Below are 18302 nucleotides of genomic sequence, written 5' to 3' on the forward strand. Positions count from 1 at the left end.
CGGCTCCTGATGAGCGCCCCCGCCTGGGAGAACATGGTCCGCGCGGCGCTCGACGCCGCATCCTTGTCGGGTACCGACGACGTCCCGATCGGTGCCGTGGTCTTCGACCCCGAGGGCGTCGAACTCGCGCGCGCGGCCAACCGCCGGGAAGCAGACGGTGACCCGACCGCTCATGCCGAGGTTCTCGCCCTGCGCGCCGCCGCCCAGGCGTTCGGTGACGGCTGGCGACTCCCCGGCTGCACGATCGCGGTGACCGTCGAACCGTGCACGATGTGCGCCGGTGCCATCACGCTCTCGCGCGTCGACGCACTCGTGTTCGGGGCATGGGAGCCCAAGACCGGGGCGGTCGGGTCCCTGTGGGACGTCGTGCGGGACCCGCGACTCACCCACCGCCCCCAGGTGAAGGGCGGGGTACTCGAGGACGAGTGCCGGGCGCTGATGGTCGACTTCTTCGCGACGAAGCGCGAGCGCTGAGGGCGGCTGTCAGGGGCCGGCGACAAAAAGATCGGTGGGATCTCAGGGTCGCGACCGATGGTCGGCGCTGTGCTGCTCTGGCAGATTGGACTGGTACCGACCAGATCCTCGAGGAGAAGCCATGTCCGACCCGGCCGACAAGGTCACCGCAGCCTTCGACACCGCCAAGTCCAAGATCAACGAACTGGCCGAGAGCGGCAAGGTGCAGGAAGCACTGGGCACCGCCCGCGACAAGATCGACGAGTTCGTCGAGAGCAAGCAGGTCCAGGATGCGCTCGGCACCGCCAAGGACAAGCTGAGCGAACTCGCCGAAAACGAGAAGGTCCAGGAGGCCGTGACCACGGCCAAAGACAAGATCACCGAGGTCGCCCAGAAGTTCAACAACCGCTGATCATCCTCTGACCTGCGGTTCTGCAGGCCGGGGAATGTCTGTGGCACGGTGGGAACCAGGAGTCAGCTCCTTCGAGCGACGCCCGCGTCGAGCCACCGGCGCGTGACGGTCGCCGAGTTCTTCCACCTCGGCCGGCACCAGGCCGCGCCGAACCTCACCGAGGAGGCTTCATGGGAACCACTGACGACGCCAAGAACAAGGCCGAAGAGTTGAAGGGCCGTGGCAAGGAAGCCGCCGGCAGCCTCACCGACGATCAGAGTCTGAAGAACGAGGGCAAGGGCGATCAGGCCCACGCCCAGGGCAAGCAGAAGATCACCGAGGCCGCCGACGCCGTCAAGGGCAAGATCGACGACGTCAAGGACAAGCTCACCGGCCACTGATTGTCCGCTGCACCCGGTTTTATGGCTCTGACCAGCTGATTTAAGACTCAACGCCCTGCTGCGGTACAGTCTTTCGCGGTGGCGTGTCCGAGCGGCCGAAGGTGCAGCACTCGAAATGCTGTGTGCGGTAACCCCGTACCGAGGGTTCAAATCCCTCCGCCACCGCCAGGAATGACCCCCTATCTATTCAGGTAGGGGGTCATTTCATTTCTCCGGGAGCCGTTCAGTTGCCGGCGACGTCGTCCCGAAGTGCGCGCAGGCCGTCTTCGGTCTCGGCGGCCCGGTGCGCGCCGACAGCCGCCTCCCATCGGACACGGATCTGCTCGAACGCAGCACTCCCGATCGCGATCGCCTCGCGACCGTGCGCGGTGATCTGCAGACTCTTGCGGCGCGCATCGTCGGTGTCTGCCGCTCGTTCCACGTAGCCCAGTCCCTCGAGCGTGCTGATGGTCTTGGCGGCCGCCTGGCGGGAGACGCCGAGGTGCCGGGCGAGGGAAGCGGCGTTGCCCGCCCCCTCCTCGATGGCCTCCATGGCGAGCTCATTGGAAACCGTGAGGCCCGCATGCCCGGCCTCGGTCAGTTTCTCGGTGACCTCGCGCGTCATCGCGTCGAAGGTCTCGACCAGCATGCGGGCGAACTGTGCGCCATGAGAAACGTCCACGCCGGGAGATTACTGCGCGCCCCGAGATGTTGACAACCTAGTTGTCATACTCCTACCGTGTGTTGACAACCTAGTTGTCAATCTAAGGAGTCGATCATGATCATGGGCACGCAGATCCCGGTCCGGGCCACGATCCCCGGCGTCGAGCATCACGATGCAGCGGTGAACGGAACGGTGCTGCACTACGTCTCGGCGGGGCGGGAGGGCTCGCCGATCGTCCTGGTCCACGGGTTCCCCGAGTCGTGGTGGGCGTTCCACAAGCTGATCCCGCTGTTGGCGGGGACCCATCGGGTGTTCGCCCTCGACCTCCGCGGTTTCGGCGATTCGGCTGTCGCCGGCGACGACTTCACCAGTTCCATGGCCGCCGAGGACATCCACCAGTTCGTGAGACACCTCGCGGCCGGCCCCGTACATGTTCTCGCGCAGGATATCTCGGGCGGTGCGGTCTATCGGTTCGTCTCGGGGCATCCCGAACTCGTGCGGAGCCTTGTCGGCGTGGAGATGGGGCTGGCCGGATTCGGACTCGAGGGATTCGGGGATGTCACCCAGGGTGGTTCGTGGCACATCGGTGCGTTGGCCGCGCCGGGGATACCCGACCTGCTCATCGCCGGCCGCGAGCGGGAAGTGCTCGGCGAGTGGGCTTTTCCGACGATGACCACTGTCGAGGGGGCGGTTGGCGAGGAGGATCTCGACGAGTTCGTCCGGGTTTTCGCCCGAGACGGCGGTTGGCGCGGGGCAGCGGGTCTGTACCGGTCCATGCTCGCCGAAGGGGAGGAGTTCCGGGCCAGGGCTGCCGTGCCGCTCGCCGTGCCGATGCTCGCGGTCGGATCCTCCGGAGGGGCGTTCACCGCCCAGACGCTCGCGCAGATCTCCGGCGGGCCGCTGTCCGCAATGGAGTTCGACGAGGTGGGCCACCACGTCGCGCTCGAGGCCCCGGATCGGCTCGCGACAGCGGTCGCCGACTTCCTCGCCGACGTGGACGGCTGACCCCCACGTCGGCAGCGGGGATGCTGCGTCGCGATCCCGGCAGAGGCTTTTGTGCTCCGAGGACAAACGCCTCTGCCAAGTCTGGCCTCCCGGGCCGTTTCAGATCACTTTGCGGTTGCTTAGTGTTCTGAATCACATACCGGAGGACAAACGTGATCTGCCTTGGAGGCCTACCCGTGACCAGTTCCTACTTCGCCTGGGACCTGACCGAGCGTGGCGACGCACCGTGTGTTCGCGACGACGCGACCGCACTCGACTACGTGGGCTTCGCCGAGCGCGTCGACGCCGCGGCCGAGCAGTTCGCCGGTCGAGGTGTCGGCCGGGGCGATGTGGTGGCGACCTTCCTGCCGAACCGCGTCGAACTGCTGATCACGCTGATGGCCGCCTGGCGGCTGGGCGCGGTCGCTACGCCGGTCAATCCCGCCTTCACGCCCGATGAGGCCGAGTACCAGCTCGCGGACTCGGGCGCACGCCTCGTCGTCGGGCTCACCGCGGGTGGCACCGATCCCGATCGTGACTTCCTCCCCGTCGACGACCTCGCCACGTCGCCGCCCCAGCGCTGGCGCGCCCCGGCCACGCCGAGCTTCGACGACGACGCACTGCTCATCTACACATCCGGCTCGACCGGCCGTCCCAAAGGCGTGCGCCTCTGCCACGGAAACCTGCATCACATGGGTTCGGCGATGGCCCAGCACTTCTCGCTCACCGATCGGGACCACGCACTACTCGTGCTGCCGCTGTTCCACGTCAACGCCATCTGCGTGAGCTTCCTGGCGCCGATGCTGGTCGGCGGGCAGTTGAGCATTACCGGCAAGTTCTCGCCGAGCCGATTCTTCGACGACGTCGCGCGACTGAAGCCGACGTACTTCTCCGCAGTCCCGACCATCTACGCGCTCCTCGTCTCGCAGCCCGGTCTGACCCCGGACGCGGTCGCTTCACTGCGATTCGCGGTCTGCGGGGCGGCCCCGATCTCCAAGGAACTGCTCGACCGGGTCGAGCAGGCCTTCGGCCTCCCGATCGTCGAGGGCTACGGCCTGACCGAGGGGACGTGTGCGTCGGCCTGCAACCCGGTCGACGGTGTGCGCAAACTCGGCACGGTCGGGCCTGCGCTGCCCGGCCAGCACATCGCCGTCGTCGACGCCACGGGCGCCGAGGTGCCGACCGGTGAGATCGGCGAGGTCGTCATCAGCGGACCGAACGTGATGCGCGGCTACCTGAATCGTCCCGATGCCACCGCCTCGACCATCGTCGACGGCCGGCTGCACACCGGTGACGTCGGCCGTCTCGACTCCGACGGCTACCTGACCCTCGTCGACCGGATCAAGGACATGATCATCCGTGGCGGCGAGAACATCTACCCGAAGGAGATCGAGAACGCGCTCGCCACCCACCCCGACGTCCTCGAATGCGCCGTCGTCGGCGCCCCCGACGAGCTCTACGGCGAGCTGCCGGTCGCTTTCGTGGTCGCCTACCCGGAGCGGAACCCGTCGGCCGAGGAACTCGCCGACCACATCGCCGACCGACTCGCGAAGGTCAAGCAGCCCAGCGTGATCCACGTCATCGACGCACTGCCGCGCAACCCCGTCGGCAAGATCGACAAGCCAACCCTGCGCAACGAGGTGCGCAGCCCCGCGCCCATCTGACGACCCCACACGATCCACCACCTCGCAGCCGTCCCGGCTGCCGAGTCGACACCCCACGCGCCACGGACCCCCGCGACGCCCGAATCCAGTGATATTCCACCGGAAAAGGAGTGCACAGCAATGGGACTCACCCAACCCGATTTCCCCCAAGTGGACCCGGAGACATTCCTCCAGAGACCGTTCTTCGACCGAATCCGCACACTCGGCGCCCATTGGGCCGATTACGGATTCGGCACACCGAAGATGGTGCACATCATCTATCTGGTGAAGGTCTTCGTCTTCTACGTCGGCGTGGGGATCACGCTCGCGACCCTGACGTCCGGACTCAACCCGCTCCACGTCACCGAGTGGTGGAACCAACCCATCGTCTACCAGAAGGCGATCCTGTGGACGGTGCTGGTGGAGATCCTCGGCATCGGCGGCTCGTGGGGTCCGCTGGCCGGCCACTTCAAGCCGATGACCGGCGGCATCCTGTACTGGTTGCGCCCCAAGACGATCCGGCTCCCACCGTGGCCCGGCAAGGTGCCCTTCACCAAGGGTGACTCCCGCACCCCCTTCGACGTCGCGGTGTACGCCCTGATCCTCACGAATCTCGTTGTCGCGATCGCTCTTCCGGGTGTCACGTCGGACTCGCTGGACGCCGCGATGGCCGACAACCAGGGCCTGGTGAACCCGACGCTGATGTACCCGCTGATCGCTCTGCTCGTCGTCATGGGTCTGCGGGACAAGGTCATCTTCCTCGCGGGACGATCCGAGCAGTACCTGCCCGCGATCATCTTTTTCGGAATCCTGCCGTTCGTGGACATGATCCTCGCGCTGAAGCTGCTGATCGTGACCGTCTGGGTCGGTGCCGGAATCTCCAAGATGGGGCATCACTTCTCGATGGTGATCCCGCCGATGCTGTCGAACACCCCGTGGTTGCCGAGCAAGACGGTCAAGCGTGCGCACTACCGCAACTTCCCCGGCGACATGCGGCCGTCGAAGCTGGCCGGCGGCGTCGGGCACGTGCTGGGCACCATCGTCGAGATCGTCACGCCCCTGGTGCTGCTCTTCTCCACCAACAAGACGCTCACCGTGGCCGCGGTCGTGCTCATGGTGTGCTTCCACCTGTTCATCCTGTCGACGTTCCCGCTGGCCGTTCCGCTCGAATGGAACATGCTGTTCGCCTACGCGTCGGTGTTCCTGTTCCTCGGGTTCCCGGCCTGGGACGGCTACGCCCTCACCGACACCTCGACCCCGTGGGGCATGGTGTTGATCGTCGCGGCGCTCTGCTTCTTCCCGATCCTGGGCAACCTGCGGCCCGACCTCGTCTCCTTCCTGCCGTCGATGCGTCAGTACGCCGGCAACTGGGCGTCGGCGACCTGGGCGTTCGCGCCGGGCGCCGAGGAGAAGCTCGACAAGTATGTTGTGCGACCGGCCAAGAACACCCGCACGCAGCTGCTCGAGTCGTACCCGCCGGAGGTCGCCGACGTGGTGATGCACCAGCTGCTGGCGTGGCGGTCGCTGCACAGCCAGGGCCGCGCGCTGTACTCGCTGATGATGCGCCATCTCGGCTCCGACATCGACACCTACACCCTGCGCGAGGCCGAGTTCTCCTGTAACTCACTGGTGGCCTTCAACTTCGGTGACGGACACCTCCACGACGAGAAGCTGATCGCCGCCCTGCAGCGACGCTGCAACTTCGCGCCGGGTGAGTTCACCGTCGCGTGGATCGAGTCGCAGCCGATCCACAAGGGCACGCAGGCCTACAAGGTGATCGACGCCGCGCTGGGTGTCATCGAGACCGGCACCTACCGGGTCGTCGACGCGATCAACGAGCAGCCGTGGCTCCCGAACGGGCCGATCCCGTTCGACGTCGAGTGGACTCTCGACGTTGACGCTCGTCGCGCGGTCACCGATCCTGAAGTGGTGCGTGAACCGCGGATGCGCCGCAACGACAGCGGCACGTCGCCCGTGCAGGCGACAGATCAGGTGCAGCAGTGACCACTGCTGTCGTGGTCGGCGGCGGGCCCAACGGGCTCGCCGCCGCCCTGCACCTGGCCCGCAACGGCGTGCAGGTGCAGGTACTGGAAGCCGCCGACACGGTCGGGGGTGGCGCACGATCCGGCGAACTGACCGTCCCGGGCGTCATCCACGACCACTGCTCGGCGTTCCATCCGCTCGGGGTGGGGTCGCCGTTCTGGGCCGAGGTCGGACTCGAGAAGTACGGGCTCGTGTGGAAGTGGCCGGAGATCGACTGCGCCCACCCGCTGGACTCCGGCGACGCCGCGCTGCTGTACCAGTCGATCGCCGAGACCGCCGCCGGTCTGGGCGACGACGGAGTCCGCTGGCGGTCCATGTTCGGCGACCTCGCCGAACATTTCGACGACCTGGGTGAGGACCTGCTGCGGCCGATCGTCAACGTCCCCGGACACCCGATCCGTCTGGCGGCGTTCGGTCCTCGTGCGGTGCTGCCGGCGACCGTGCTCGCGCGGTGGTTCCGAACCGGACGGGCGCGTGCGCTCTACGGCGGGATCGCCGCGCACCTGTTCTCCCGCCTCGACCGGCCGCTGACGGCTTCTCTCGGTCTGATGATCGCCGCGAGCGGGCATCGATACGGATGGCCCGTCGCCGAGGGCGGTTCCGGCGCCATCATCGCGGCGGTGTCAGCGGCGCTGCTCGACGCCGGCGGCAAGATCGAGACCGGAGTCCGTGTCAGTTCCCGTGCGGACATCCCCACCGCCGACCTCGTCCTGCTGGATCTGTCTCCGGCGCAGGTGCTTTCGATCTACGGCGACGCCATGCCCGCACGAATCCGTCGCTCCTACCGGCGGTACCGCGTCGGGTCGTCGGCCTTCAAAGTCGATTTCGCCATCGACGGTGACATCCCGTGGACCAATCCGGACTGTGTTCGGGCCGGAACCGTGCACCTCGGCGGCGACTTCGACGAGGTCGCGTACACGGAGAAGCAACGCGCGGCGGGGGTCATGCCGGCTCGGCCCTTCGTCCTGCTCGGTCAGCAGTACGTCGCCGATCCCAGTCGGAGTGCGGGTGACATCAATCCGATCTACGCCTACGCCCACGTCCCGCGGGGTTTCGACGGCGACGCCACCGAACAGATCGTGGCGCAGATCGAGAGATTCGCCCCCGGTTTCCGCGACCGCATCGTCGCCACGACGAGCCTGGGAACCGAGGCTCTGCACCAGGGCAACGCCAACTTCGCGGCCGGTGACATCATCGGCGGCGCCAACAACGGGCTGCAGATGGTCCTGCGTCCCCGCCTTGCGGTCGATCCGTACTCGACAGGCGTCCCGGGCGTGTACATCTGCTCTCAGTCCAGTCCGCCGGGAGCCGGTGTGCACGGGTTGTGCGGGTACCACGCCGCGGAGTCGGCGTTGCGTCACGCCCGGGTGGGTTCGGCCCGGTGACCGGTTCGGGTGCGTTTCGCTCGATGTCGACGGCCGCGGGCGACGCAGCCCGCGACCGGCTGGCCGGGGTGCCCGCCGCGGCCGGCTCCGAACTGCTCGAACACGCCGCGCTGGTCGCGAAGATGTTGCGGGAGGGCGAGTCCGAGCTCGTCGCCGAGCTGAGCTCGATGATGACCCGCGGCATCGACCAACTCGACACCGACCCCAAGCTGATCGAACTGCTCGCGGCCAGCGTTCACGGCAACGTGTCGACGATCATCCATGTCCTGGCCAACGACATCCCCATCGAGCATCTCCAACCGGCAACTGCCGCAGTGGAATATGCGCTCAGGCTGGCGCAGCGCGACGTGCCGTCGAACTCACTCGTCCGGGCGTACCACATGGGACAGAACAGCATGATGCACCGCTGTTACCGGCTGGTCGAGGAACTCGACCTCGATGCCGAGGCCTCCATGGCGCTCATCCGGCACATCTCAGATGTCGTCTTCGGCTACATCGACTGGATAACGCTCTACGTGTTCGAGGCCTACGAGGACGAGCGCCGCCGGTGGCTCGGCGTCGAGGGCAACGTGCAGTCGGCCGCCATCCACACGTTCCTCGACAGCCTCGACGCCGACGACCGCGACTTCGAGAGCGAGACCGGATACCGCCTGGAACGGCGGCATCTCGCGCTGATCGTGTGGTCGGCCGACGACGATCCGCGCGAGCTGGGCGCGCTCACCCGCGCGGCGCGAGACCTGGCCGTACAGATCGGTGGCGGAGGGGACCCGATCGTCACCGCGATCGACCGGTCGACCGTCTGGGCCTGGATTCCCTTGGCAGTTCGCGGCGACGACGACAGCGTTGCGCAGGCAACGGTGCCGCCGGGGGTCAGGGTCGCCTGGGGCCTCCCGGCGTCGGGTGCGCGTGGTTTCCGGCGCACACACGAGCAGGCCCGCGCCGCCTATTCGGTCGCCACGACGCCGGGGAGTTCGGCCGGACAGGTCGTCGGCTTCGGCGACCGGGGTGTCGCCGTCGTGTCATTACTTGCCCGCGAACTGGATTCGACGCGTGCCTGGGTCCACGAGGTGCTGGGCGGACTCGCCGAGGACACCCCGAACGCGGCGATGCTGCGCGAGACGCTGTCGGTGTACTTCGCCACGAAGGAAAGTCACCTCCACACCGCCGAACGGCTGAACCTGCACCGCAACACGGTGAAGTACCGCGTCGGGAAGGCGCTGGCCGAGGTGCCGCGCGACCGCGACCGCCTCGACCTCGCCCTGGCCCTCAAGGTCTGCGAGTTCCTCGGCCCGACGGTGCTCGACCGCTGACGTCCGACGACACGATCCGGTGGATGAACGCGGCGCCCTTGACCGGATCGCCGAGCTGCCGCGGTCCGCGTCGCGGCTCGCACTTCAACTGCCTAGGTCAGCCGATCGCGGGCCGGTGACTCTGCGCGGTGGTCTTCCGTGCCGCAGCGACCGGAGACAGTGCGACGGCGATGGTGCCGGTCACCACCAGGTGCGACGGGATCGCGGCATGAAGGGTGCGGCGGTGCCGGGACAGATCGACGACGGTGATGTCGAGCATCGATCCCGTCGAACCGGACCCGGGGAACGCGACATCGAGGATCGACGAATGAAGGGGAAGAGCGGCATCGATGGCAACGACCGCGCGTCCATGGGAGATGACCACCGAGGTCATCCGGGTCACCAGCGTCGAGTACCACTCCGACGGCTCGCACGAGGACTGGCTCACGGGCAGACCGTCGGCGTCGAGGTAGAAGGCGACCTTGCGCCGCAGGGACTCCTCGCGCAACGAGACCTCGCCCGCGAGGATGTCGTCGCCGGCGGCGCTGAGCGGGGCTCCCCAGGTGGATGCATCGAAGGTTCTGGTCACTTCTGACCCCTCTCGGCGAAGGACTGTGTTCTCCCAGTGTGACCGATGGCCGGGCGCTGTGCACCTCGACGCGGCGGAAAAATGTTGAACAGCAACAAAATTGACGATACATCCGTACCGGATTGCACACGCTGGAGCCGGCGCCGATCCGGCGCGAACGACGATCGGGTGCTCGACCGCGATCTCGTCGTGTGCACCGATCATGGCTCAACACCCGCGCCTCCGCACCTCGGACACGCCGTTCTCGTTCGTTTGGGGGAGCACTGATATTGGCTAACCGGTGATCCCGTCACCGGGCAACCTCCGGCCGGGTTGGCGGTCAGCATCGCTACATGGAGACCTCGGTTCCCGGGTTCTTCGCGGCCGGCGACGTCCGCCGGTACTCGGTGAAGCGCGTCGCATCCGCCGTCGGCGAAGTGGCGATGGCGGTCACCTTCGTCGACAGCTACCTGGTCGACTCAGGTGCGCAGACCTAGCTGTGCACGCCGGTGTGGGTCCCGTCGGCGCGCCACGTGACCGTCGTCGGGACCTCGTCGTCCCAGGGTTGGCGGGTGACGAGATCGGCGACCCGGACGTACCCGCGTTCGAAGATGCCGGTGGCCGGATCGACAAGGCGGTACTCCTGGGTCTGGCGATGAATCGGCTGGGCGTCGAGCAGGACGATCCGGACCTCACCCGGCTCGAAGTGGCAACGCCGCTGCAGTGATTCGATCAGCTGCTCGTTCGAGAGGTGGCCGTCGCCGAAGTTCCAGCCCATCGCGGTGCTGCAGATCCGCTCACCGTCGGTGAGGACATATTGCTCCTCCGGGGTGGGGGTCATCGCCTTGTGCGCCAATGTGAACAGTGCCCGACCGTGACTGTTGAAGGCGCGGAACGCATATCCCATGTACAGCGGGATCTGGGCGGCTTCGGGACTGCCGTAGAAGCGTTCGAGCTGAGCGGCCGGCATCGAGGCGATGGCGACGATACCGGCTTCGATCTTCGCCGACGCCGACGGTTTGATGCACCACAGCCCCGTGTCCCAGTTGCCGGCGTAGTACCGCATGCCCGGCAGGAAGGACACTTTGCGCGGCATCAGATTGCCGACGACGACTGTCGTCGCCGACACTGCGAACAACAGTATCGGCCAGGGTGATTCGAGATCGGTGAGGCCGATGCCCGGGTGTCCCACGAAGATCGCCAGGATGCCGAACATCATGAAGACATTCCACTCGAGCGGGACCCCCATCGGGATCGACGACAGGATGCCGAAGTGGAAGACGAGCATGATCGCGGCGGCGATCCCGCCGACCCACCCGCCGTGCGAGAAGAACAGCACGATGGGGACGAGTCCCTCGATTGCCGTGGAGAAGTGGGCGATCCAGCGTGACCGTCGTCCGGGGCGCAGGTCGTCGGGGAAGTCCTCGAAGAACTTGCGTTTGATCTTCGGCGACCGCCAGATCGGGTTGTTCGACATCATCGTCGCGATCACGAAGGGGAAGTGCTTGTTCAGCTTCGATGTCGCCGCACCCAGCCAGATGCACAGGAACATGAGCTTGGCGCCGATGATCATGTCGACGCCGCTGAACAGGAAGGTCACCGTGAGTGCGCCGTACACCTCCCCGCGCGCTGCGAGGAAGACCGTCTTGTCGCGGAGCCCGATCGCGGCGAGGAGTGCGAGGATCGTCCAGATCTGCCACACCGGCAGAACTCCGACGGTCGTGTCGAGAGCGGGGACGGCGCCGGACCCGGGGCTGAACAGCGCGATCAGCACGACGACGATCAGCGCGCCGTAGAGCGCGACGTCGACCGGGGTTCGGGTGTCGCCCGTGGTCAAGGGGATGCGCGGCCACGGGGGCTGGCGGATCGTCTTGGGGCGCAACCAGTAGAGGATCGAACCGAAGGGCGGGAAGAAGCGGTTGTTCAACGGACCGAACCCGCAGCCGAAGCCCACGACCTCGAACAGCATCGTGTAGAGGACGACCTTCTGGAAGACGATCGGCTCGTTGTACCAGTCGGTGACGGCGAAGAAGCCGTCGATGCCGGGTGTCGAGATGACGATCGCCCAGCCGATCAGGATGTAGGCGAGGATCTTTCCGACGTAGAACAGGTGCAAGGCGACCGGGGTCCCGAATCCGACCTCGGCCCAGTGTCGCGCCATCGGTCGGATCTTCTCCGCCCGCGTGCCCTGGCTCCAGGTCGGAAAATCGATGTCCGGCGTGGTCTGCTTCAGGAATCCCATCGTCGCTGAACGTAACAAACCAAGCGATTGCTTGGGGTCGGATCGGGCTCGGCGGCGTGCGAGCGGCAGAGCGGCCGGGTCACTGGTGCGCGGTGTCGTATCTGTCGCGGGACGCGTGCACTTCGTCCATGTGGGCTTCGGCCCAGGTCTTGATCGACGCCATGACGCCGTGCAGGGACAGCCCGAGGTCGGTGAGTTCGTAGGTGACGGTGACCGGAACCGTGGGAGTCACCGTGCGGGTGAGAAGTCCATCGCGTTCCATCGACCGCAGCGTCTGCGTCAACATCTTCTGGCTGACGCCGGCCAGGCGTTGTGCGAGTTGGGAGTAGCGCATCGCCCGCGGGCCGCCCGGGCAGTCGTTGCCCGGCGCGGGACCATCGCTTCCGAGCGCGGCGAGGATGAGCGCGACCCACTTGTTGGAGATGCGGTCGAGGAGTTGGCGGCTGGGGCACTGCGCGAGGAATGCGTCGTACTGCGCGCGAGCTTCCGCCCGTCTGTCCGCCGCGGTCTGTGTCGGCATGGTGGCACCTTTCGTTCCGGTGCGTAACGCACTTCGAAGTGCGTACTTCCCAATAGAGAGTTGCTCTCTCATGGTGGTTCATAGGAGGGCTACACACAAGGAGGAGAACGTCATGAACACATACCGAGACACTTTCCGCGCCGCCGTCGTGACCACGCCGTCGGGACCCGATTCGATCGAGATCGTCGACATCCCGGTGCGGCAACCCGCGGACGGTGAGGTGCGCGTCGCCGTCGCTGCCGCGTCGATCAATCCGGTCGACCTGGCGGTCTCGTCCGGGTTCTTCCACTCGGTGGGGGTGATCAGCGGCGACACGCCCGTCGGGCTGGGTATGGACTTCGCGGGCACGGTCCTCGAGTCCGGCGTCGGCGTCGACCTCGCACCGGGTACCCGGGTCGCCGGGTCCTGCCCGGCTTCGACCATTCGACGGGCGCCTACGCCGACGAGGTCGTGGTCCCGGCTGACGCGGTGGCAGTCGTGCCGGAATCGCTGGACCTCGTCGCCGCGGCGACCGTTGCCATCAATGCCCTTGCCGCAGAGCAGATCCTCGACCTTCTCGGCGAGCCCGGGCCCGGCGGCGACCGACTACTCGTGACCGGTGCGGCCGGGGTGGTCGGTGGATACCTCCTGGTTCTGGCCCGGCGTCGAGGGTGGGACGTGGCCGGGCTCGCCCGACCGGCCGACGAGGACTTCGTGCGGGGTCTCGGTGCGGACTTCCTCGACTGGCCGCTGGGCGGCTGGTTCGCGGTCGCCGATGCCGCCGCGATGCAGGAAGACGCCCTCGCGCTGGTGCAGAACGGCGGTCGGTTGGTCGGGGTGATGCCCGGTCGGGCCCCGGCCGCCGAACGTGGGATCACGGTCGACGTGGTCGACTCTCACGCGGACGACCGCCTCGCGCGGCTGCTGGAACTCGCCGCGGTGGGTGACCTGCCGATCCGGGTCGAGGGAACCTTTCCGCTCGACTGGGTCGCCGACGCTCAGAAGGCCGCGGCGAAGCCGGGTGGTCGGGGTCGGTGGGTGATCACGCCGTGACGATGTGCGGTGCGGGCGGATCGAAGCTCGGGTTGTCGGGGAGAGGCGATTCGCCCTTCGAGTCACCGATCTCCTTCACTGTCTTCAGGTCGGTGAGCTTCGAGCCGCCGCGCCGCGCGAGCGAGTCGTCGTACCACTCGAACCACGGATAGCCGTACTGCAGATACTCCTCGATGGTGGGAGGCGCGTGGTGCGGAGCCGTTCCGGTCAGTCCCTCCCAGTCCGCGCTGTTGATGATCCGCAGGACGGCCGCGCCGGTGGCGTCGGTGTCCCAGTTGGTGCGTGGTTCGACGGGCGTCGCGATGGTCTGCGTGATCGATCCACCTGCGCCCATGCCCATCGCGCCGGTGGCTTCGGGTGCCTCTGCGCACAATTTCATCATGTCGGGAGCGGGCAGAGGCAGCGCCACGCGTCGTGCGGCGACCCGTTCGTTCCAAGTCGACGAGCGAAGCGGGGTGACCTGGATGCGGACTCTTCCGTCGTCGGCCCCGCTGAGCTGTTCCGCAGCGGTGTAGCCGCCGCCGAGTGGCATCGCGACGAACTGCCGGACGGTCTTCTCGTCCACCCGGAAGCCGTCGAGCCAGGGCTGCTCGGGGACCTCGAAGTAGTCCTCGCCCAGGAAGTCGACGGCGTCGGAGAAGTCGTCGCCGGTGACCGCGTTGATCCCGCCGACCGCGATCCGGACGAGAAACGGGTAGTCCTCGGGTGAGTTGAAGCTGAACCAGGCGGCCTCGGCCTGCCACATGGGGAGGAGTACGTCAGAGCCGGCCCAGGTGCGAGGCCGGTGGGCAACGGTGCCCGCATTGATCAGGGAAAACGAGCCGATTCCGGGCGGCAGCCCGTAGGTGGTCTCGTCGTCGGGAACGCGGAGGGTGCGATGCACGCGGATGTGCAGTCGGGCGTCGGGGTGGACATCGGGAAAAGCGAATTCCAACTGGTTCCGGGTGACGGTGGGGGACATGTGCGGCCTCCGGCTGGTGCTGATGTGTGTCGCCGACGTTAGAGGTCGGGTCCGACAATCCCCGGCGTGCGCAGACCTGAGTTCGAACCGGCGACGGGACCAGCGCGGAGTGGTTCACTGGAAGCATGATGCTCGTCGCGGTGGCCGTCTTCGTGGTGGTGGTCGCGGTGGCGCTCGTCCTGCTGATGTCCATGGCCATCGGTGCCTTCTCGGCGATGTTCAGCGAGATGAAGGCCGACTCCGCGCGTCGGCGCGCTGGGCGCGGTGATTCGCCGATCTCGGTGTCAGACCCCGTCGCGTCGAACTCGACCGACCCGCTCGCCGAGCTCGCCGACGACATGCGGCTGGCACAGGCCCGCCGATGGGCGTCGTGCCAGTCCGTGCAGAGCCGTCTGCAGGACGAGGTGAACGAGACATCCGAGTACGTCTCCCTCGCTCTCGACATCTGGGGTGGCGGCGACCTCGACAAACTCAGAGGCGACCGCGTCGGACAGATCGTCTGGACGACGGCGATGGTCGCCGACAGCGTGGCCCGTCAACCGGCCTGGCAGCTGGACTTCTTCGACCGCCATGCGGTCCGCGTCGACCTCGGCGGCGAGGTCACCTCCATCGCCACCGCCGCCGCCGGACTGCGCGACCAGCTCGACATCCTCGGCGACAAACCCGAGGGACACCTCGGCGTCGACGACGAGGTTATCGCCACCTTCGCCGAGAAGTCGCGGGTGCTGTCCGGGCGACTGGACGGCCTCGTCGAACGTCTGGAGGCATTCGCCGGCTACGAGCAGATCGTCGCCCGCATCCAACAGCGCCAGGAGAAGCAGGCCTGGCTCGACAGGGTCAGTGCGATAGACGAATTCGAGCACGTCGTCGACGCGGAGTGGGACCGCGCCGAGAGCGACCGCGTCCGCAACCTGGCCGACGAATCCGAGGTCCTCGCCTCGATCTACCTGGATGAGATCGCCCCGCTGGCGAAGTCGCTCAAGCGGAGTGACGCATCGTAGGACCTCTTACGAGGGTGTGGTGACCACCTGGAACAGGACCTCCTTCCGGACCTCGAATCCCAGCTGCTCGTAGAGGCGGATGGCGTTCACGTTGGTCGCGTCCGCGTGCAGGATCGGGGTTTCGCCCCGGTCCCGAATGCCCTGCGCGAGTGCGAGAACCAGCCGCGACGCGAGGCCCTCACCACGGTGATCGGGGTCGGTGCACACTGCGCTGATCTCGGTGTATCCCGGGAGGGTGAGTCGTTCGCCGCCCATCGCGATCAGCCGGCCGTTGCGTCGGAACCCGAGGTAGGTGCCCATCTCGATGGTCCGTTTCCGGAACGGCCCGGGACGGGTGCGGCTGACCAGGTCGGCCATCTGCGGGACGTCGTCGGCGGTCAGGCGGATCGCGGCGTCGTCGGGCCTCGCGGGCACCCCGGCGTCGATCATCTGGACTCCGGGCAGATGCATCTTCGACTGCCAGTCGGCGGGTGGGGTGTCGGCGACGACCGGGATGAAGAGCGAATTTCCCGGTCCGACCATACGGGCGGCGTCGGCCCAGTCCTGGGCGGTCGGGCCGTCGGGGAGGGCAGCCATCGGGCAGACGTCGGGGTGGTATCGCAGGGCGGTGCCGACTCCTTCGGCGAACCGCGCATGCGGGCCGGCCAGGGCGGCCCGGGCCGGGTTGTCGAGCGGGGTGTGGTCGGAACGTTTTGTCCCGCGCGCGGATTCGTCGACGCTTCCGACCACACGACGACGATACCCGGCGGTGCGGACCGGGTCGGGTCGAGTTCGCGCGGGAAACGGCCTACGCAGGACACATGGACCATCTCGGCCTTACGATCGGGCGATCAACAGCGCTGGTCACGAACGTTCCGCGTAGCGTCGCCGGCGGAAGTCCGGGCCCGAAGGAGCCGCGCGTGGCGATGAGTGAGAGGCCCCCCGATGTCGGCGTCGACCGTGAGGCGACGCGCAATCTCGCCTTGATGCTCGTGCTCACGTTCGCGACCGGCGTGGTCGACGCGGGCGGTTTTCTCGGCTTCGACACCGTGTTCCTCGGGAACATGACCGGCAACGTGCTGATCCTCGGTATGGGTGCGGCCGGTGCCGACGGACTGCCGGTCTTCTCGCTGGCCCTCGCCCTGATTGCGTTCATCGTCGGCGCCGGGATCGCGAGCCTGTTCCTACGTTCGGGGCGGCGTGGATGGAGTCCGCGGTTGACCGCGGTGCTGGTGGTGTCGGCATCGCTGGTCGCCGGCACCTCGGTCCTGGTCTGGCTGCAGCCGACCGAGCACGTCGCAGTGATGTTCGCGATCGGGATGACGGCGGGTGCGATGGGCATGCAGGCCGCCGTGGCGCGCAACATCGGTGTCGCAGACGTGACCACCGTCGTCGTCACCTCGACGATCACCGCTTGGGCGATCGACATGTTCGCCCGGCCCAGCCGGGCCACGATCCTGAACCGCCGGCTGGCTGCGATCGTGACGATTCTGGTGGGTGCCCTGGTCGGTGCGCTGTTGGTGAAGGTTGCGCTCTGGTCTGTCTTCGCGGTGGCCGCGGGAGTCAGCGCCGTCGTGGTGGTGTGCGGGCACGTGCTCGCCTCCGCGGGTTCCGGTGGGATTACCCGAACCAGTTGATGTCGACGCGGCCGAGTGACGTTATGTGGTTGCGTCCCTGCCAGATCGGCGTTCCGGCTGGTTGGGTCGAGTACAGTCCGTGACCGGCAGCGAGCACTCGGTCGTACTGACTGGGCCAATTGATCTCGGCGGCGAGACCGTCGAGCGTATCCCGGCCTCGGTTGAGTGCGCGTTTGACGTGCGCGGGCGCGGGCAACCGGTCTGACTTGCTCGAGTTGCAGCCCTGGCACGAGACAACGAGGTTCGCGAGCCCGTCGATGCCGACCCGCGACCACGGCAGAACGTGGTCGACGTGGCGTTGGCGGTAGAGCATTGTGTCGCAGTAGAAGCAGGCACGGCCAAACCGGTCCGTGAGCGCGTCACCGGCTCGCTGCAAGGACACACGATCCGCACCGAACAGGTGGTGGGCGAGATCGGGACCCTCGTCGAGGAGGTTCTTGTTCATCCTTCGAACGTCATCGACCCACGCCAGCTGGAAGGCCGGCTTCAGCAACGGTGCAAGGCGCGCGAGAGTCACGCATACGCCGGGGAACAGCGTCAGTTTGTTGCCGTGGTCAGCCACTCTTCCCTGCGAGTCCGTACCCATCCAGGAGTCGTCGTACAGGAAGCGATCCTGCTCGCCGCCCGAGGTGAGGTTCTGAAGAAGCTTCAACGGATACCGCACCAGCGTCCGTTTGACGACGGCATGCGTTGCCCTGTAGCGCTCTGACTCGTGTGCGACAACGAGATCGAGGCCTTGAGTCCGGTGAGTCGTGGCCTTGGCCCGCAAATCCGAGACTGCATCGAAGATGACTCCTCGCCCGTCGGCGGACTGTCGCAGGAGATGGCCGTCTAGGGGTCGCATCTGGCGCCAGTACAGCTCGATGACTCGGCTGGTCAGATCATCCAGGTCGACGTCGACAGCCGCGTCCGGGTTGTCGGGCACGGATTCAACTGCTAGGTCGAGCAGAGCCATCAGGACGGCTAGCTTGTACGTTGCTGTGCGCCGGCCACCCTCGATGATCGCCACCAGTTGCTGCCCGAGGGCGAGCGGGTCGGTGGGATGCGGCACGGTCGCATTCTATTCGACGAGCAGGCGACCCCGGAGTGACTGACTGTGTAAGTTGCGCTCACCTTGGGCGACGGGTCTG

Annotated in this window: 19 protein-coding genes, 1 tRNA gene and 1 pseudogene; 14 read left to right on the forward strand and 7 right to left on the reverse strand. The window is 67.1% G+C overall.

Annotated elements, in window-relative coordinates:
• Nucleotides 1-9: 9 nt before the first annotated feature.
• The 4 genes from GKZ92_RS01600 (at nt 10) to GKZ92_RS01615 (ending at nt 1413) form a co-directional block, all read left to right on the forward strand.
• Nucleotides 10-474 carry a nucleoside deaminase gene (locus tag GKZ92_RS01600; RefSeq protein WP_006358719.1) on the forward strand — a complete coding sequence of 155 codons (465 nt, stop codon included), beginning with the start codon at nt 10-12 and terminating at the stop codon, nt 472-474.
• 121 nt (nt 475-595) lie between these two features.
• Nucleotides 596-865 (forward strand): hypothetical protein, encoded by a 270-nt coding sequence (locus tag GKZ92_RS01605; protein WP_006358718.1) that lies wholly within the window; start codon nt 596-598, stop codon nt 863-865.
• Between the two features lie 170 nt (nt 866-1035).
• Nucleotides 1036-1245 (forward strand): CsbD family protein, encoded by a 210-nt coding sequence (locus GKZ92_RS01610; RefSeq protein ID WP_006358717.1) that lies wholly within the window; start codon nt 1036-1038, stop codon nt 1243-1245.
• Nucleotides 1246-1322: 77 nt separating this feature from the next.
• Nucleotides 1323-1413: transfer RNA gene (locus tag GKZ92_RS01615), tRNA-Ser, on the forward strand.
• Between the two features lie 55 nt (nt 1414-1468).
• On the opposite strand, the gene GKZ92_RS01620 is transcribed toward GKZ92_RS01615, so the two are convergent.
• Complete coding sequence (locus GKZ92_RS01620; protein WP_035754339.1) at nt 1469-1906, reverse strand: MarR family winged helix-turn-helix transcriptional regulator; 438 nt, start codon at nt 1904-1906, stop codon at nt 1469-1471.
• A 96-nt stretch (nt 1907-2002) separates the two neighbouring features.
• Between GKZ92_RS01620 and GKZ92_RS01625 the strand changes: the two genes are divergently transcribed.
• From GKZ92_RS01625 to GKZ92_RS01645, 5 genes are all read left to right on the forward strand, one after another.
• Nucleotides 2003-2893 (forward strand): alpha/beta fold hydrolase, encoded by an 891-nt coding sequence (locus GKZ92_RS01625; RefSeq protein WP_035754341.1) that lies wholly within the window; start codon nt 2003-2005, stop codon nt 2891-2893.
• A gap of 176 nt (nt 2894-3069) precedes the next feature.
• Complete coding sequence (locus tag GKZ92_RS01630; protein WP_035754343.1) at nt 3070-4536, forward strand: class I adenylate-forming enzyme family protein; 1467 nt, start codon at nt 3070-3072, stop codon at nt 4534-4536.
• Nucleotides 4537-4656: 120 nt separating this feature from the next.
• Nucleotides 4657-6519, forward strand: a complete 1863-nt coding sequence (locus GKZ92_RS01635) for a DUF3556 domain-containing protein (RefSeq protein WP_035754345.1) — start codon at nt 4657-4659, stop codon at nt 6517-6519.
• Nucleotides 6516-7943: a phytoene desaturase family protein gene (locus GKZ92_RS01640; protein WP_035754348.1), complete on the forward strand. Its 1428-nt coding sequence runs from the start codon at nt 6516-6518 to the stop codon at nt 7941-7943. The genes GKZ92_RS01635 and GKZ92_RS01640 overlap by 4 nt, the downstream gene beginning before the upstream one ends.
• 23 nt (nt 7944-7966) lie before the next feature.
• A complete protein-coding gene (locus GKZ92_RS01645; protein WP_035754475.1) occupies nt 7967-9253 on the forward strand; it encodes a PucR family transcriptional regulator in 1287 nt (428 codons plus the stop codon).
• A gap of 97 nt (nt 9254-9350) precedes the next feature.
• On the opposite strand, the gene GKZ92_RS01650 is transcribed toward GKZ92_RS01645, so the two are convergent.
• The gene (locus tag GKZ92_RS01650) at nt 9351-9821 is read right to left on the reverse strand and encodes a hypothetical protein (protein ID WP_155224936.1); all 471 of its coding nucleotides are present in this window, start codon (nt 9819-9821) and stop codon (nt 9351-9353) included.
• 329 nt (nt 9822-10150) lie between these two features.
• Here GKZ92_RS01650 and GKZ92_RS01655 point away from each other — a divergent pair.
• Nucleotides 10151-10297: pseudogene (locus GKZ92_RS01655) on the forward strand (pyridine nucleotide-disulfide oxidoreductase); the annotation flags it as partial.
• On the opposite strand, the gene GKZ92_RS01660 reads toward GKZ92_RS01655, so the two are convergent.
• Together GKZ92_RS01660 and GKZ92_RS01665 are read right to left on the reverse strand one after the other, a co-directional pair.
• Entirely contained in the window at nt 10294-12042 is a 1749-nt protein-coding gene (locus tag GKZ92_RS01660; protein WP_042377077.1) for a DUF3556 domain-containing protein, read from the reverse strand. The pseudogene GKZ92_RS01655 and the gene GKZ92_RS01660 sit on opposite strands and share 4 nt — an antisense overlap.
• Nucleotides 12043-12121: 79 nt before the next feature.
• Nucleotides 12122-12562, reverse strand: coding sequence for a winged helix-turn-helix transcriptional regulator (locus tag GKZ92_RS01665; RefSeq protein ID WP_006358909.1), 441 nt, complete (start codon nt 12560-12562; stop codon nt 12122-12124).
• Nucleotides 12563-12674: 112 nt separating this feature from the next.
• On the opposite strand from GKZ92_RS01665, the gene GKZ92_RS23640 reads away from it, so the two are divergent.
• The gene (locus GKZ92_RS23640) at nt 12675-13157 is read left to right on the forward strand and encodes an alcohol dehydrogenase catalytic domain-containing protein (RefSeq protein ID WP_230461883.1); all 483 of its coding nucleotides are present in this window, start codon (nt 12675-12677) and stop codon (nt 13155-13157) included.
• Nucleotides 13040-13594 (forward strand): hypothetical protein, encoded by a 555-nt coding sequence (locus GKZ92_RS23645; RefSeq protein ID WP_230461884.1) that lies wholly within the window; start codon nt 13040-13042, stop codon nt 13592-13594. The genes GKZ92_RS23640 and GKZ92_RS23645 overlap by 118 nt, the downstream gene beginning before the upstream one ends.
• On the opposite strand, the gene GKZ92_RS01675 is transcribed toward GKZ92_RS23645, so the two are convergent.
• Nucleotides 13584-14555 (reverse strand): hypothetical protein, encoded by a 972-nt coding sequence (locus GKZ92_RS01675; RefSeq protein ID WP_042377078.1) that lies wholly within the window; start codon nt 14553-14555, stop codon nt 13584-13586. The two genes, GKZ92_RS23645 and GKZ92_RS01675, sit on opposite strands and share 11 nt — an antisense overlap.
• Nucleotides 14556-14680: 125 nt before the next feature.
• Here GKZ92_RS01675 and GKZ92_RS01680 point away from each other — a divergent pair, with 125 nt between their 5' ends.
• Entirely contained in the window at nt 14681-15556 is an 876-nt protein-coding gene (locus GKZ92_RS01680; RefSeq protein WP_006358912.1) for a hypothetical protein, read from the forward strand.
• A 6-nt stretch (nt 15557-15562) separates the two neighbouring features.
• Here GKZ92_RS01680 and GKZ92_RS01685 read toward each other — a convergent pair whose 3' ends face one another.
• A complete protein-coding gene (locus GKZ92_RS01685; protein WP_035754358.1) occupies nt 15563-16285 on the reverse strand; it encodes a GNAT family N-acetyltransferase in 723 nt (240 codons plus the stop codon).
• Nucleotides 16286-16455: 170 nt separating this feature from the next.
• Here GKZ92_RS01685 and GKZ92_RS01690 point away from each other — a divergent pair, with 170 nt between their 5' ends.
• Nucleotides 16456-17172, forward strand: coding sequence for a YoaK family protein (locus tag GKZ92_RS01690; protein WP_081724856.1), 717 nt, complete (start codon nt 16456-16458; stop codon nt 17170-17172).
• On the opposite strand, the gene GKZ92_RS01695 is transcribed toward GKZ92_RS01690, so the two are convergent.
• Nucleotides 17156-18223: an HNH endonuclease domain-containing protein gene (locus tag GKZ92_RS01695; protein ID WP_035754362.1), complete on the reverse strand. Its 1068-nt coding sequence runs from the start codon at nt 18221-18223 to the stop codon at nt 17156-17158. The two genes, GKZ92_RS01690 and GKZ92_RS01695, sit on opposite strands and share 17 nt — an antisense overlap.
• Between the last annotated feature and the right edge of the window lie 79 nt (nt 18224-18302).

Source organism: Gordonia sp. 135 (genome assembly GCF_009720185.1).
Taxonomy (GTDB): Bacteria; Actinomycetota; Actinomycetes; order Mycobacteriales; family Mycobacteriaceae; genus Gordonia; species Gordonia alkanivorans.